Annotated in this window: 14 protein-coding genes; 6 read left to right on the top strand and 8 right to left on the bottom strand. The window is 58.2% G+C overall.

Going from position 1 to position 15,760, the window contains the following annotated elements; translation table 11 throughout:
* Window positions 1–15: 15 nt before the first annotated feature.
* Complete coding sequence (locus tag EIY72_RS09980) at window positions 16–753, bottom strand: SDR family NAD(P)-dependent oxidoreductase (protein ID WP_093224198.1); 738 nt, start codon at window positions 751–753, stop codon at window positions 16–18.
* Window positions 754–800: 47 nt separating this feature from the next.
* Window positions 801–3,041: a CoA transferase gene (locus EIY72_RS09975; RefSeq protein ID WP_093224201.1), complete on the bottom strand. Its 2,241-nt coding sequence runs from the start codon at window positions 3,039–3,041 to the stop codon at window positions 801–803.
* 197 nt (window positions 3,042–3,238) lie between these two features.
* On the opposite strand from EIY72_RS09975, the gene EIY72_RS09970 reads away from it, so the two are divergent.
* On the top strand, window positions 3,239–3,646 hold the full coding sequence (locus tag EIY72_RS09970) for a VOC family protein (protein ID WP_093224204.1): 408 nt from the start codon (window positions 3,239–3,241) through the stop codon (window positions 3,644–3,646).
* Here EIY72_RS09970 and EIY72_RS09965 read toward each other — a convergent pair.
* The 3 genes from EIY72_RS09965 to EIY72_RS09955 are packed head-to-tail and all read right to left on the bottom strand — an operon-like array spanning window position 3,643 to window position 6,433.
* Window positions 3,643–4,422, bottom strand: a complete 780-nt coding sequence (locus EIY72_RS09965; RefSeq protein WP_093224207.1) for an SDR family oxidoreductase — start codon at window positions 4,420–4,422, stop codon at window positions 3,643–3,645. The two genes, EIY72_RS09970 and EIY72_RS09965, sit on opposite strands and share 4 nt — an antisense overlap.
* A 23-nt stretch (window positions 4,423–4,445) precedes the next feature.
* On the bottom strand, window positions 4,446–5,474 hold the full coding sequence (locus tag EIY72_RS09960; protein ID WP_093224210.1) for an aromatic ring-hydroxylating oxygenase subunit alpha: 1,029 nt from the start codon (window positions 5,472–5,474) through the stop codon (window positions 4,446–4,448).
* Window positions 5,475–5,491: 17 nt separating this feature from the next.
* Window positions 5,492–6,433 (bottom strand): Rieske 2Fe-2S domain-containing protein, encoded by a 942-nt coding sequence (locus EIY72_RS09955; RefSeq protein WP_093224213.1) that lies wholly within the window; start codon window positions 6,431–6,433, stop codon window positions 5,492–5,494.
* 322 nt (window positions 6,434–6,755) lie between these two features.
* Between EIY72_RS09955 and EIY72_RS09950 the strand changes: the two genes are divergently transcribed.
* The 3 genes from EIY72_RS09950 to EIY72_RS09940 are packed head-to-tail and all read left to right on the top strand — an operon-like array spanning window position 6,756 to window position 9,919.
* Complete coding sequence (locus tag EIY72_RS09950; RefSeq protein WP_093224216.1) at window positions 6,756–7,232, top strand: MarR family winged helix-turn-helix transcriptional regulator; 477 nt, start codon at window positions 6,756–6,758, stop codon at window positions 7,230–7,232.
* On the top strand, window positions 7,225–8,403 hold the full coding sequence (locus EIY72_RS09945) for an HlyD family secretion protein (protein ID WP_093224219.1): 1,179 nt from the start codon (window positions 7,225–7,227) through the stop codon (window positions 8,401–8,403). Before EIY72_RS09950 ends, EIY72_RS09945 begins: the two co-directional genes overlap by 8 nt.
* The gene (locus EIY72_RS09940; protein ID WP_093224224.1) at window positions 8,396–9,919 is read left to right on the top strand and encodes a DHA2 family efflux MFS transporter permease subunit; all 1,524 of its coding nucleotides are present in this window, start codon (window positions 8,396–8,398) and stop codon (window positions 9,917–9,919) included. Before EIY72_RS09945 ends, EIY72_RS09940 begins: the two co-directional genes overlap by 8 nt.
* 15 nt (window positions 9,920–9,934) lie before the next feature.
* Here EIY72_RS09940 and EIY72_RS09935 read toward each other — a convergent pair whose 3' ends face one another.
* Window positions 9,935–11,587: a methyl-accepting chemotaxis protein gene (locus EIY72_RS09935; RefSeq protein ID WP_093224226.1), complete on the bottom strand. Its 1,653-nt coding sequence runs from the start codon at window positions 11,585–11,587 to the stop codon at window positions 9,935–9,937.
* A 549-nt stretch (window positions 11,588–12,136) separates the two neighbouring features.
* Between EIY72_RS09935 and EIY72_RS09930 the strand changes: the two genes are divergently transcribed.
* Window positions 12,137–12,586, top strand: a complete 450-nt coding sequence (locus EIY72_RS09930) for an antitoxin Xre/MbcA/ParS toxin-binding domain-containing protein (protein ID WP_093224230.1) — start codon at window positions 12,137–12,139, stop codon at window positions 12,584–12,586.
* Between the two features lie 19 nt (window positions 12,587–12,605).
* Here EIY72_RS09930 and EIY72_RS09925 read toward each other — a convergent pair whose 3' ends face one another.
* Complete coding sequence (locus EIY72_RS09925; protein ID WP_093224233.1) at window positions 12,606–13,427, bottom strand: inositol monophosphatase family protein; 822 nt, start codon at window positions 13,425–13,427, stop codon at window positions 12,606–12,608.
* Between the two features lie 265 nt (window positions 13,428–13,692).
* A complete protein-coding gene (locus tag EIY72_RS29900; protein ID WP_165939594.1) occupies window positions 13,693–13,839 on the bottom strand; it encodes a hypothetical protein in 147 nt (48 codons plus the stop codon).
* A 1,003-nt stretch (window positions 13,840–14,842) separates the two neighbouring features.
* Here EIY72_RS29900 and EIY72_RS09920 point away from each other — a divergent pair.
* Window positions 14,843–15,493, top strand: a complete 651-nt coding sequence (locus tag EIY72_RS09920) for a hypothetical protein (RefSeq protein WP_093224235.1) — start codon at window positions 14,843–14,845, stop codon at window positions 15,491–15,493.
* Window positions 15,494–15,760 lie beyond the last annotated feature (267 nt).

The raw sequence follows: 15,760 nt of genomic DNA, 5'->3' as shown, positions 1-15,760 counted from the left end.
CCTAGCAAATAACGATCAGGCGAGCAGCATGCCGCCGTCGACCAACAGGGTTTGACCGAGCACGTATCCGGCCAGCGGCGAGGCGAGAAACAAGGCAACGTTGGCCATGTCCCGGGGCGTTCCAAGACGTCCTTGCGGGATGGCGCGCAGTGCCCCTTCCAGGCGTTTTGGATTGCTGGTGGTCACCCGCGTGAGCTTGGTTTCCACCAGTCCCGGGGCAATGCCGTTCACCCGGATACCGTCACGGGCCCAGGCTTCAGCCAGGGTCCGGGTCAGCCCGAAAGCGCCAGTCTTAGACGCGTTGTAGGCGGGGTTGCCGCGGGTTGAGTGAAACGCGGCTGCCGAGCTGACCGTGATCATCGAACCCTTGGCCTCCCTCAGCAGCGGATGAAACTTCTGTGCACACATCATCAAGCTGGTGAGGTTAACGTCGAGCACACGCTTGAAGCCTTCGGTGAGAAACTCCTGACGGTCGTAGAGCACCGTGCCCTGCGCTTGAACAAGCACATCCAACCGCGTGAAAGGCACACTGACAGCCTCAATCAGCGCCGCATCCGCAACATTGACCTGAGCGTAATGCAACCCTTCAAGATCAGAGTCAGCCGAGTCCTGATACGCCTCGGCAGTGGCACGCGTGCCCCACACATGTACCTCGGCGCCGCGCTGGCGAAAGCTCTGCGCAATGCCGTTGCCAATACCGCTGGAACCGCCGATGACCAACACGGTTTTGCCGCTGAAATCCAACTCGTCCATGGGTAATCCTTGTGCGTTTAAATAAAGACTGCCAATCGAAAGACCTGTCACGACAAGGCCGCCAGACCTGTGCTAACCAAATGATCAAGTTCGCTTCCGGCAATGCCGAGGCTTTCCAGCACTTGCCTTGTATGCTGGCCGAGGGCGGGCGGTGGACGATGCAGCGATAACGGCAAATCGCCGAAATCCCAGAATGCGCCGATCTGCTGCATATCGCCGTAGACCTCGTGGCCATAATGGGCATGCAACCCCGCTGCGGCATGTTCAGGGCTATCGAGAAAGGCATCCATTTGCGCTTCCAGCACCGGCTGTGCCGGAATGCGCCTGCGCGCCAACTCATCGAGCGCCACCTGCCGGCTGAGGCCTGAAAAGTAAGCATCAGGCTGCCCGTCCGTCAGCGTGCGTAAACGCAGCGCCTCGTCTTCCTGCAGAGCGACCACTACCAGCCAGGCATCACTGCATTGGTACATGCGGTGGTCGTCACTCAGCCCGGTCTGATTGGCGTCCATATGGGCGACCGGCGTGAGGCTGCCGTCCTCCAACATCACAGCTTCGCTCATCGACAACAACGTGGCGCCCAGCAATGACGAGCTGACCATTTGCCCCACGCCAGTACGGTTGCGTTCGTACAACCCAAGCAGCAAGGCATAGAGCGAGGACAGACCGGCAAAAAAATCACCGACACCAAAACGCAGCCACATGGGCGCCTGGCCTTCCCCTCCCTGCTCGACCTCCCAACCACAGGCGGCTTGCATCAGTTGGTCAAAGCCCGGCCAATCCGCACGCGGCCCGCTCGCCCCATAAGCACTGACATGGCAATACAGCAATTGCGGGTTAAGTGCCTTGAGGCTGTCGTAATCGACCTTGAGTTTGCGCGCGGCCGGCAAACGCATGTTGTGGTGCACCACATCGGCCCAACGCGCCAGCGCTTCCACAGCAGGCCCGGTTTGCCGGTCACCCAACTGCAGCGCCACGCCCAGCTTGCCGCGCTGGGTACCGCTGAAAATCCTTTCAAGGCGGCGCATCGCATCACCTTTGGGTGCTTCGACCTTGATGACTTCAGCCCCAAGGTCAGCGAGCAACATGCACGCAAAGGGACCTGCCAGGTAGGCGCCGAGGTCCAGCACTTTCAGGCCATGCAAGGGAGGCAGAGGCGCCGGACCATCCTGTGACTGCGTAGGCTGAATCTCGACAAGTGCATCGAGCAGTGCGGCGTTCCCTTCCCCCATCAGCGGCGCACTGGCGCCGGTTCGTGCAGGTGGATGGACCTTCCAGGCAGCCCCTGGCTGAAGGGTCTTGCCCAACTGCACATCGTCCACTTCAACCACATAGCCATTTACCCGGGCTTGTTCGTCAAAGTAGATATCGCCAAAAGGCGCGGCTATCTGTGCAGCAACATCGTGCTGCCAGAAATGCTCGACCCACTCCTGCGCAGGCCGCGTAGCGATGATCGCCCTATTGGCGCCGAAGTTGGGTGCGACATGGCTGGGCGGCCACAATCCGTTCAGGCGAGCGACTTCGGTTTCTCCAAGTTCACTCAGCGCGGCGGCCATCCAGGGTGATTTGTCCGGAGAATAGTGCACATGCAACCAATGCCCATCGGCACATCGGTGCAACGGGATCGGAATGTGTTTATCCAGGCCTTTGGCAAAGGCCGCTGTCGGTGTTTCAGCGCGGTTCCAATGCATGGTCATGGGCACAAGCGCGGCCTGGGCCAGGCTCGTATGAGCGATGCCTCCCTTGCCATCCCTTTGACGCGCCAGCAAGCGCGCCATGACCCCGATCACGCACAGCCAGCAGGCCAGCCAATTGGCAAAGGGCATGCGTATGAAAGCCGGACCAGAACGGTGCGCCGGTTGCTCGTCCAGCAGCCCCAGGCGCGCCAGGATCAATGTTTCGTGGGGAATGTCATTGGCCAGCGCATGACGCTGCGGCCAGCCGCCGATAGCGGAGATGACCAGCCGAGGAAAATCTGCGGCGAGTTGCTCGTCCGCCAATCCATGGGCTTGCGCCTGTGCAGGTGTGAAATCGTGCAGCAGTACATCGGCACTGGCCAGCAGCTGCTGCAACTGTTGGCGGTCGGCGGTATTTTCCAGACTGAGCACAACACTGCGCTTGCCGCGATTGAGCACCGCAAACAATGCCGGTTGCTTTCTGGCAGGGTTATCCGGCGGCTCGACCATCACCACTTCTGCGCCCGCCTCGCCCAGTTGTAGTCCGGCAGCCGAACCGGCAATGCCGGAACACAGGCTGATGACGCGGGTACCTTCAAGGATTGCCTGGCTCATGCAGCACCTTTGAGTGTCTGTTCTGCCCATCGCGCTCTGCAGCAAAGCTGCAGAGCGCATCCATGGCGTCACTCTAAGTCGCCTTAACCAAATTCCATAGCTGGATTAGCATTCCGAATATAGAATCATAAATTCAAATATGAACACAAATGTGAAATACGTTCATTTATCGGACTTTGCCACCCAAGGACCTCGACATGATTTTGCGTATGGACCACTTCACCGTCGTCTCCGACCAGTTGGAGGCAACACGGGATTTCTACAGCCGGATACTTGGCTTGATCGAGGGGCCACGTCCGCCGTTTCCGGTTCCCGGTTACTGGCTGTACGCAGGCGATCAGCCGGTCCTGCATGTGGTAGGTGTGTCTGAGATGCCGCAACCACGACGCGGCGCGCTCGACCATATGGCCTTTCATGCCCAAGGCCTGCAGAAGGTTTGGGCACACCTTGAACATCATGGCGTGCACTTCAAAGTGATCAGAGCCCCCGGCACACCGCGCACCTGGCAGCTGTTCATGCAGGACCCCAACGGGGTCGAAGTGGAGCTGGATTTCGAGGCCGACGAAGTACCGCCCGTCGATTGGAAAAACCGTGCAGGCGGTTAGATCAAGCCTGAGTAACTACCGCCGTCGATCTGCAGATTCTGCCCGGTGATATAACTGGCCTGAACCGAACAGAGAAAAGCGCAGGCCGCGGCCAATTCACTCGGCCGGCCGAATCGTCGGGCAGCGATGGGCCTCAACATTTCCGCCCTGGCCTGCTCCATATCGAGCTGACGGTGCTTGGCTACCTGCTCGGTCATGAAGCGCAGGCGATCGGTTTCAATTCGCTCGGGCAACAGGTTGTTGATGGTCACGTTGTCGCGCACCACCTCAGCTGACAGTGCCTTGCTGAAAGCAGTCAGCCCGGCACGCGCTGCTGTGGACAACCCCAAGGGCAAACGGGGTGACTTGACCATGGCCGAGGTGATGTTGACGATGCGGCCAAATCCTCTCTCACGCATACCGCCCACCACTGCCTGAATCAGCAGAATGCCCGAGAGCATGTTGGCCTCAATGGCGGCCTGCCAGGCCGCGTGGTCCCAGTCTTCAAAGCGCCCTGGTTCTGGCCCGCCATTGTTGGTCACCAGAATGTCCGCATCCGGACACGCGGCCAGCAGCGCCGCTCGCCCATCCGCCGTGGATAGATCCGCGACCACCGTACGGGGCACTCGACCGGTACTGCTGAGGATGTCCTGGGCTGTTTGCGCCAGGGATGCCGCGTCGCGGCCATTGATCAGCACTTCACAGCCTTCCTGCGCCAATGCCAGGGCACAGGCCTTGCCCAACCCTCGGGAAGATGCGCACACCACCGCCTTGCGCCCGGCAATGCCCAGATCCATTGGTTATTCCTCTTGTTGTAAGGTCATTCATCCATACCCAACAAGGCGCTGATGTTGCGTCCAGGTTCGGCATCACTGCCGTAGGCGAATTGACCTGCGCGTTGGCGTTGCGCCAGTTGCTCCATCTGATAGCGATAGCGCGTACCTGGCGTATCGAAACGCGAGTGCAAGTCACGCCGTTCGTCGACCTCGAAGTAACGCTGGTTCTGCGGGCGCACCACGGAGTTGTCCTGCGGCTGGATGATGTAGTTGATGCGCGGCATCACATAACGAAACGGTGCAGGTGCAGCAGTGGTGTTGAACGTGACGTCACAGCGCGAGCGGTGTTTGCCTACCGGCAGGAATGGCTGGAGGTTGGGCACGTCATAACCCGGGCGAAAACGCGGATAGGAGATGCACACGTTGCTGCGCAAGTGAATGTGCAATACCGCGCGAAAGTCCTGGTACTTGGCGCGCACGCCGCCGACCCAGCGCATGATTGGCGCGACTGATTTCTGCGCGACGGTGCGGGTACGGGTTACCGTTTCAGAGGTCCATTGCACCTCCACCACATCCGACTCACTGATGCCGTCGCCAATGGTATTGGCGTGCAGGAAATCGGCGTGGGTCAAGTCGATAAGGTTCTCTACGGACAGCGCCGACGTCGCATCAAAACGTACCGTTCGCTGGGTATAACCAGGAAGACTGCCATCCAGCGGTAGAAACGGAATATGGGGTAGCAACAGCGCGTCGGCATTATCCGGATTGCCGTACCAGACCCAGATGTAACCGTAGCGCTCTATCAACGGATAGACACCCCGGCCGCCGGTAAATGCCGTCAATTGCGCTGCCTTTTCCGGTCGATGAGGGTGAAACTCAGCCGCCATCGGCTGCCCGTTATCCCGCCACAGGTAATAGGGCTGTGCGTGAATGATGCGCCGGATTGGCCGTGCACTGAGATCACGGCTATGGGCCACCGGAAACCAGGTGTCACGCAGGTCATAGTTGATCGGTGTCCAGTCGCCTCGAACCTTGCCTGACGGGGTTTCATGGGTAGAAAGTACGGCTTGCATGGTCAGTTCTCCTGTGCTCAGACGACAGCGCTGACGGCAATCAAGTTGGGCTGGCGCAAGCTGCGTAGTTCGCGTGACGAGGCCTCAAGCAAGGCGGCAATGGCTACACCGTCAATCAGACTGTTCACTGTGAAAAGCGGTTGTTTGCGCAGACGTGCCAGACGCCAGCGCAGGGGTGCCTTGGCCGGTGCCTGCTGATGTACGTAACCCCGCCAACACAGACTGGTGGTGCCACGGCGATTGGCGCCCGTCGAGATCATCAATGTGATCAGCGGCAACTCATCCTCACTGAGCAGGTCCACCCGAGTCATCCCACCTTGCAGTGCTACGGCCGTGCGCACAAACAAGGGGTAGTCCACGACAAATTGCGAGGGCAGAAACTGCGTAGTCCATACCGCGCCGCGCTCCAACACCGCGCGCCCCTGCTCAAGGCGTAAATCGCCAAGGAAGAAGTCGGTCATGCGCACATGGGAAAGCGCCATCAGGCACTGCGGACCGTCAAGCATCGCTGCCAGGAACTGCTCGTGCTGCATGTTGACGATGGTCGCGCCGGTGAATTCGCGCCCGCTCGGTTGATAGTCGTCGCTGGGCAGTGTGCTATGCGGTGTCCCCTCCCCCAACCACACATGGACAAACCCGTTCGCCTCGCTGACCGTGAAGGCACGTGCACCATAGCGAGCAGGCACACGCTCGCCCGCATGCAGGTTGGGGATCTGCGTGCAACGGCCTGTGGCGCCGTCGAAGACCCACCCGTGATAACCGCATTGCAAACCGGAATCCACCACCCGCCCCAAGGCCAGTGGCACGCGTCGGTGTGGGCAACGGTCTTCCAGCGCAAAAGCCTGGCCGGCAGCGTTGCGGAACAGCACCAGTTCCTCGCCGGCGAAGGTCACAGCCAATGGCGTTTGATCATTCACGGCCTCGGAAAGCGCCATGGCCCACCAGCCTGGGGTCATCATCGAGCTGCCTCATTGTTGTTGTGTTTTTGGGCACGTGCGTTGAACGCAGTCTGCGTCAACGGTAGCGCTTCGGGCGTGATAGATCAAACGAAAATAGACATTTTACTAATTTTTGTTCAGTTGTTTTTCATCAGACAAAGCAGAGTATTTAAGGCCTGCACAGCGAAATAGACATCTAAAACACAAACGAACGATCGATATACAGGCCACTTAATTGAACATTTGATACATTTATGATCAGTTTTAATTTTAAAAAGCTGGCAAACACTCCATAAGCCTGATTACCATGAGCTTGCTCATTGACCTCAAGGCGTACTGAACAATGAACCACTCCACCCTTGGCTTTGTCCTTCATGACGTCGCTCGCTTGATGCGTAAGCGCTTCGAGCAATGGGCACGCGCGGCCGACCTCACGCGATCGCAATGGCAAGTCCTGGCGAAACTCTCCATTCATGAAGGCATTCACCAGAAAGGTCTGGCTGATCTGCTGGAAATCGAATCGGTCACGCTGGTGCGTCTGCTGGACAAAATGCAGGAGCGTGGCTTGGTCGAGCGCCGTAATCACCCCACGGATCGCCGCTGCTCACTGCTGTTTCTCACCCCGGCGGCGCACCCGCTGCTGCAGTTCATGCGCACCATTGGCGAACAGACCCGACTGGAAACCATGGTGGATTTCTCCACCCAGGAGCACGACCAATTGCTGCACTACCTCGAACGCATGCGTGAACACCTGCTGGCTGCCTGTGGCCAGCCAGTGGATGAGCCTCCAGGTTGCGCAGGCGAGGTGAAACATGGCTGAGCCCACCGTCCAGCGCCCTCCTGTGCACGCCGAGGCCCCAGCGCTCGAACACCTGGAAAAAACGCTGCAGGCTTCTGAAACCTCACCCCTGGATCACGATCCCCGGCAATTGCCGGAGCCGGCACGACAACACTGGCGTACCGGACTGTTTCTATTGGCGCCCATCGCCATCGCGGCCTGTGCCGCGTGGTACGTGTTTGGCGGGCAGACGGTGAGCACTGACAATGCGTATATCCAGGCGGATCGGGTGGGGGTTTCCACTGATGTGGCCGGGATCATTGCCGCAATTGAAGTCAGGGATAATCAGGCCGTGAGCAAAGGCCAAGTCTTGTTCCGTCTGAAAACCGAGCCCTTTGAGATTGCCTTGGCCAGTGCTCAGGCCCAGCTCGAAAACGCCCGCAACCAGATTCTCTATTTGAAGGCCAGCTACAACCAGTCATTGGCCGAGATCGCCCAGGCGGAAGCCCGGCTGCCGTATTTCCAAACCAATTTTCAACGCCTGGAAAAGCTGGTCAGCGTGGCTGCCGTTTCCAAGACTCTCTACGACGATGCTCATCGTGACCTCGACAATATCCGCCAGCAGATTGCCGTCGCCAAGGCTCAGGCTGCAGCTGCGCTGGCGCAATTGGGTGGGCGGCTGGACAGGCCTCTCGAACAGCACCCGTCCTATCTTCAAGCACTGGCAGCACTGAATGAAGCCAGACGCAATCTGCGCAACTGCGTGGTGACGGCGCCATTCGACGGCATCGTGACCAACGTCGACGCATTGCAAGTCGGTGCTTACCTGCAACCACCGCAATCGGGTTTCAGCCTGGTTTCAAGCGAGCGTTTGTGGGTGGCCGCCTCGCCGAAAGAGACCGAATTGACCAACGCCCAGAGCGGCCAAGGCGTCACCATCGAGGTAGACACTTACCCTGGCGTGACCTGGCATGGCACAGTCGACAGCATCAGCCCAGCCTCCAGCGCCAGCTTCTCGCTGCTGCCGGCGCAGAACACGACCGGGAACTGGGTCAAGGTTGTACAGCGAATCCCGGTGCGCATCCGCATTGACGACACCGCCGGCAAACCACCGCTGCGCCATGGCATGAGCGCCGTGGTCGATATCGACACCGGCAAAGCCCGCGGCCTGCCGAAACCACTCGCAGCCTTGTTCGTCCTCCGCCATGAATGAGGTAACCGGACCACTACCGCCTTCGCCACTGCGATTACTGATCACACTCTGCGTCGTACTGGCAGTCGTCATGCAAGCGCTGGATACCACCATTGCCAACGTTGCCCTTCCCTATATGCAAGGCAGCGTGTCGGCCAGTGCCGATCAGATCAACTGGGTACTGACTTCTTACATCGTGGCAACAGCCATCATGACACCGCCCTCGGCTTTCCTGGCCCGTCGCTTCGGTCGCAAACGAGTATTGCTATGGTCGATCTTCGGTTTTGTTCTGGCGTCAGTGCTCTGCGGCATCGCTCGTTCCCTTGAAGAAATTATCCTGTTCCGTTTGCTGCAAGGGCTGGCAGGGGCGGCTTTGGTGCCGTTGTCGCAAGGCATCCTGCTGGATATCTATCCGTTGAAAGAACGCGGCTCGGCAGTCGCCTTGTTTGGGGTCTCGGTCATGGTCGGCCCAGTGCTGGGCCCGATGCTGGGCGGCTGGCTCACGGAGCACCTCAGCTGGCGCTGGGTATTCTTCATCAATTTGCCGATCGGCTTGCTGGCTTTTATCGGCATGACGCGTTTCGTTCGGGAAACACCTGCCGACAGAACGGCACGCCTGGACTGGCTGGGATTCGGTTCGCTCAGTGTGGCAATTATGGCGATTCAGTTGTTTCTCGATCGAGGCGAACAACTGGGCTGGTTCGACTCCGGGGAAATTATCCTCGAAGCGCTGGTAGCGTCCGTGGCTTCCTACATATTCCTTGTTCACACCTTCACGCACGACAAACCCTTTATCAGCCTGAAACTGTTCAAGGACCGTAATTACTCGGTGGCCGTAGTGTTCATATTCATCATCGGCATCACCTATCTGGCTTCGCTGGCGCTGATGACACCCTACCTGCAAACCCTCATGGGGTACCCGGTGCTCACCGCCGGCATGGTTATGGGACCGCGTGGCCTGGGCACGATGCTCAGCATGTTCGTGGCCGGCAAGATCATCGGTAAAGTTGATATTCGCTGGATATTGTTTTGCGGCCTGATGCTGTCGGCCTGGTCGATGCACATGATGACGGGCTGGACGCCGGCGGTGTCGATCGACACCATTGTCTACGTGGGCTTTGTCCAGGGCGCCAGTTTGGGCCTGTTGTTCGTGCCGTTGACTACCATAGCCTTCACCACGCTGCCTGCGCATCTGCGTGGCGATGCTACCGGCCTGTACAACCTGTCACGTAACGTCGGCTCCAGTGTCGGTATCTCGATCGTGACGGTGCTGCTGGCGCAAAACACCCAAATCAATCACGCCGAAATCGGCGCGTATGTGACACCTTTCAACCGATTGTTCGATGCCTGGCCAGTCAGCCAGCACCTCAATCCGTTAACAGCAGCAGGACGCGCAGCACTGGACGGCATGATCACCGTCCAGGCCAGTTGGGTGGCCTACCTGAATGACTTCAAGTTGTTGATGTGGCTATCCCTGGGTGTCGTTCCATTACTGCTGATATTCAAGGCACCGAAGAAGACTGGCAACGCTTCCTGATCACTGATGATTCGGTCACACTTCAAAACGGAAACGCCCTACCGCCAGATTGAGCTCATGGGATAGCTCACGCAAGGAGACCACGGCGCCGGAGACCTGATGCGTGATCGCATCGCCTTCCCCGGCCATGCGCGCAATGTGCTCGACGTTGGCCACAATGCCCCGTCCGCCTTCGCTCTGCACACTCACCGCATCGGCAATCCGATCCACCCCGCGGGTAGAGTCCCCCACCAGCTCGGCCGCCTGCTGCAAGGTATTTTCCAACTCGCTCAGCAGTCGACCGCTGTCGTCGAGGGCGACAGTCCCCGCCTGCAACGCTTCATCGACGGTCTCGGACTGGCTCTCCAGTTTCAGCGTCAGTTCATTGATCGAGTTGGCTGCTGTCGCCGAACGTTGTGCCAAATTACGCACTTCGTCTGCCACCACGCTGAAACCACGCCCGCTTTCACCGGCACGTGCCGCTTCGATGGCCGCATTCAGTGCCAACATACTGGTCTGCGCGGAAAGGTCCTTGACCTGGCCGATACTGGCCGTGATCGCCGTCGTGCTTTCGACGAAATCGCCCACAGAACCGCGAATAGCGGTAAAGGCATGGCGCACACTATCGATTTTCTCGAGCAGTCGAGACAGCGCCAAATGCCCGTCCTCTGTACCGCGCAAACTCGCCTCGGCACAACTGCGCAGGCTTTCTGCATGATTGGATATGACCGCCATCCCGTTACTCATCTGTTCAATGGTCATTGAAACGGCACCCACCGCGCCGGATTGAGCCGAGGAACTCTCGGCCACTCGCGCCGAAGTCCCTACCAGCTCCTCAGCCGAAGCTCCGACCGAAGCTGCAACGCCGGCAACCTGACGCATGGCCTGTTGAAAGCTTTCAATCAGTTCGTTAAAGGCCTGCGCAGTGCGGGCAATTTCATCTCGCCCCATTACCCGCACGCGTCGGGTCAAATCACCATCACGCAACTCGATAGAGGCCTGTTCAATTTCCCGGATCGGCCGGATGATCTGGGCACGCAACAGTAGACTGACCAACACAGCCAGTGTGCTGGCCGCCAACAACACGACAACCAGCATTTGTGACAACTGGTGCTGTGTGGTGCTGGCGGAAGCAAACGCTTCAGATGTCAGTTGTGCCTGCAGACCAAGCAAGCGATTGAATTGACCTTGCAAACCATTGTTGTCAGCGCGTACTCGCCCGAGCAGGGAGGCAGCCTCGATTTGATCGCTCAAGGTTGTACGCTTGAACTCCGCCAGCCCCTCACCGACTACAGAGGCCTGGTCCTGTACTGCACGGTAAAGCTCTTTCTCCTCATCTCCCAGGCGCGTCTCGCGGGCTACCTTGTCCAATCCGGCCTGCATCTCGTCCACACTGGCTTGCATGTCCTCCAGATAGGACTCCAGCTCCTCCGAAGATGCCTGCCCATTGGATTCCAGGATGCGCGCGCCGATGGCATAAGCACCGACCATCGCTGCCTGCGAGGCCGCAGCTGTCTCCAGCACCTGGCGGTACTGCTGGAAACGCAACTGGTCAATTTCTTCGATCACCGCTTGTTGCTTGGCCAGCCCTTGATAGGCCAGACCCGAGACGACAAGCAGAGCGAGTACAAATAAGGAGGGAAGCACGAGGAGCTTGGCGCCAATTGAGACGCCTTTCAGGAATGACATGGCGGTTACCGATTTTTTGTATTTATGGGGTACGACTGAGTAGCCGATTCGCTTTATTCATTCTTTATACAGTATTTGATTCTTCTATGAGAATAGCTACGAAATTTAGTCAACCGCATTTGGAGGTAGCTCAGCTAGCCCTGGAGAAGCCAAACTTCGAGCGAAGCCGCATTTGGAGGCTAGAAAATCGAAATTCGAAAGTGATGCATAGGGTCGACTAACTAGTAGTCTGCTGGTGTGACCCTCCCCCTCCCTTCCTGCCACCTCCCAGCTGCAAATCGTATCCGCTGCAACAAAAGCCCGCTCTAGCAGCTCAGTTAGACAAGCTTTGGCCGCCTTGCACCGCACACTGCGGATTTGCCCTTTGAAAAGTCGAGTGGCTGGGGGGCCTCCTCAGGGCTAAAATCGCAGTACCAGCGACATGTCGCGTACAGTGGGAACTCATTTAATCCTGCTTTTCGAGACATCGCCGATTAGCAACAACCGGGCGATACCTAACGAGATTGCCAGAATGCTCGTTATAACCGCTGCCTTCCGCATGGCCCCACCATGATTGCAAACCTTATGTGCAAAGATGCTTACCGTGATTATCGGGTTCGGTTAGAGCTTCTCCTGCATATTCCCACCAACGCGTCAGAGCAGGATATCCACGACCTTATCGAGGCTGGGTTCTTGGCTGATAGCGTCATGGTTCTTTACGAAGCCGGCTCGATTGGTCTAACAGAGCGCAATCAGATTATCTCGCTTAGAAATCTCAAAAAACGGTTGGCAACACATCAGCTACTCACGGTGTACGAAAGTGATCGGATGTTCCGATTTGCTCACATCATAGCCATGACCGTGACGCTATTTGGGAGCAACGAGAAGGCAAAGCGGTGGCTTTCTAAACCCAAGGATCGTTTCTCAGGAAAGACCCCATTTGCGATGCTTTCTACATTCCAGGGCACGCGTCTAGTTGAGGAGATGCTGATTCAGGTAGCGGAAAGCATTGCATTTTGATCTCGTATACGATGGATCATCAGAAAGCCTCCTTGAAAATACGATCCCATTCACGGGCTAACAAGATACGACACGCCGACACTGAACCACCGAAGCAGCGTTGTGAGACCGTTTGCATATGGGCTTCAGTTACATATGTGATCGTTTGCCCCCGCTCATCGAATAAAACGCCACCTGCGCCTCTCAAGAGTGCATGACCGGCGACAACGTCATGCGCGGATACCGGATAGAGCGAAACACCGCAGACGCCCTCCCCGGCGGCGACTTTGGCGAGACGATAGGCAATGGAAGGCATGGCCACAAAGGTGCTGGGTTGGCAGAGTTCACTGTTAAGTTCAGGCTTATTGATTGCCGCGGCACTGACCATCACGAACTCGTCGCTCGACAACCTTTTGGCAGAAAGCCGTGTATTGACTGGCTGTCCATTACGGCTCACCTCGGCCATCCCTTCTGCCCAGGCAATGCAATCAGGCACGCCCTCAATAGTGACGGGAGCGTACACCACACCTAACACTGGGGTTTGCTCGTGCAACAGACCTATTGAAAGGGCTGAGCCTTTGAGTCCCTTAAGAAAGTCCGCGGTCCCGTCGTTCGGATCAACGACCCAACACCATGAATGACCGGTCAGACGATGACCGGTTTCCTCGCCCCAAAAGTCGCAAGGAAGAAGCCTCAGCAGGTGTTGATGTAAAAACTGTTCGATTTCTTCGTCGACGGCGGCCTTGTCACCCTGCCCCCGTGGTCCGTCCATTCTCGCCCACTCGGCAATCAGCAGTTGGCCGGCACGAACAACGACCTCGATGGTCTGGGTGAGCAGTTGTACAAGGTTGGGGTTTTGCACGAGAAGGGATGCCCTAAGGTTGGGTGGGGGGAATGCAATGGTCCTCGCCCGTCAGCCGCCCAATTGGCTATCGGCCAGACAGGCAACGCCGCCTATCAAAATCGGTGTGTGCCCTACTTGACTTTTATCCTCAAGATTCGATGCCACCCCCTCAAAACTACACCTGCAAGTCTGTTGATATTTGATGTACTTACGCACAGCGGAGGGGGGTTCGCTGCCCCAAGACGCAGCCCGTTGGTGGGTTAAGGATTGTCGAATCACTTTTTCATATACGTCCTTGTGCTTCGACCTGTGCCCGCAAGCAAGCCGCTTGCCCCTGCTGGGTGATGACGAACGTATGCCCTTGCGCAACTAACACCAGCAGGCGACGCATCCGACTGCGAGCCTGGCTTTTGCTGTAGGTGATGCGCATGGCCGATACCCCTGACTAGATCTCGATTTAGAGTAGCCTTTTCACCCCCCACACTGTGACCTGAGTGCACCGACGGCACCGCCCAACGCGAGGTGGGTGCCCCCCCCAAATTTGATGACTGATAACGCCTAAAATTCTAGGCGTTACCGGAGTAAATCTGGCGTTGTGCCTAAATACCCAGGCACTAGCGCAAAGCAGTGGCTAGTCTCACGCTGGTCGGGCTACCACGAAGACTGCTGGAAAACCCGCATTGGTTTCCGACGAGGGTGGCCCTGAAACTAACCCTCGCGCTGGGTGGAGTTTCGAAGTAGGCACGGGGAGTCGAAACCACCACATCCTTCACATTTTACTTCACATATTCTTCTGATTGCCCTTCAGCAACTACGGCGCTTACAGAGCAGGATTCAACACACGTAAGACTCAATGGCTTCACATTTTTCGCGCGCCTCCCGAGCATATAAAATACCGCATGGCCACGCCGCACGATGGCCCTCGGCAAGCCCAAGACCTCCGAAACGCCTCCCTTTGCGAGTTGACCTTCATGCGCCTGCAATGTAGCTAATAGGCAAGTGCCCAAACCACAGGGCGTAAGCGTAGGCAGCCTGGACTATCGGGCCGCCTGATCAGCTCGAAGGCGGCAGCGGGCAGAGACGTCAAGATCAAGAACAGCGACGTCAGTCGGACGGAGACCTAAAGACCGTCTGCGGGCGCTACCGAAGCAGTAACATCCATGGACGGTTTCCCGGCGAAGAGGACGAGCGATCGCTGAAGGCTCAGCTCATTGGCCCGGGTGAATCCCTCGTGCGCACCGGCGCTGGCGGCCTCAGCGGTAGGGGGCTTACTGACCTAACACCGGCTGACGACAGGGTCCGAGTGCCGCAGCCCACTGATTCGCCGCTTCGGCCCTGGTCGACATTGCCTCAGCGCCAATGCACCTTGCACGACAAACCGCCTATCGTTCAATACGGTGGGCAAGCCTCAAGTCGCCCTTGAAGGAGGCAGCATGTCAGCAAAGAAAATCGAGGTCCGCCGCGGTTCAGACGGGTACACACCGACATCTGAACAGGCGGACGGGATCCAGCTCCACATTGAGCTGCCGGCAATAAGCGGGCACGCAGCAGACGTGTACCTCGATTGCCTCGAGGTCTTGAACTGTGTGTTTCTCGGCGCCCAGCCCCAGGCGGCCGATACAGAGGAGCCTGCCTCAGGCCTCAGCGCACCCTGCACGCTGAGTCCGCGCACCTTGTTCAGGGAGGCGGTCATGCTGGCGGAGGCGCGGCAGTTGGTCCTGCAAGACGGCGACTGGGTGACCATGGCGGGCTTGTCCCAACTCACCGGACTCGAACCTGCAGCGCTCGCCGTCGGCCTCCGGGCGTGGCTGCGCGACGGCACTATCATCAGCGTGAGCGACCGGCGCCAGGAGTACTTTCCAGCGTTCGCGTTTGGCGACGCAACGGAACCGCGGCCCATCGTCGAATTCGCCGCGGTGGTCAAAGTGCTGCGCGAAAAAAAGGACGGCTGGGGCATGGCGTTCTGGTTCGTCTCGAGCAATCACTTCCTGGGCGGCTATCGCCCCCAAGACTTGCTGCGATCGACACCGGAGCGCGTGCGCCGCGCGGCGGAAGCAGAGGTGGCGGGGATACTGCATGGTTAGTCCGCTGGTCGCTTGGGCGGCAAGCCGGTGTGTGATGGCACCCGGAGACACTCTTTTGCAGGTTAAATAGCCTTGTCTGGCACAGGGCGTATATATCAGTGCCGGACTTGGGCCGTGGTAGCCTTAACAAGGCACTTTTGCAGGACATCTGCACCGTGCGCAGCCGGGAGCAGCCGGGCAATACCGGGACCCGGATAATGCATTGGGCGAGCAACTGAAAAGGTAAAACGCACATCAGCTGCAGCGATGCGTCAGTGGAAAAATACC

Source organism: Pseudomonas vancouverensis (assembly GCF_004348895.1).
In the GTDB taxonomy this organism is placed as follows: Bacteria; Pseudomonadota; Gammaproteobacteria; order Pseudomonadales; family Pseudomonadaceae; genus Aquipseudomonas; species Aquipseudomonas vancouverensis.
This window is presented reverse-complemented; position numbering and strand designations above follow the sequence as displayed.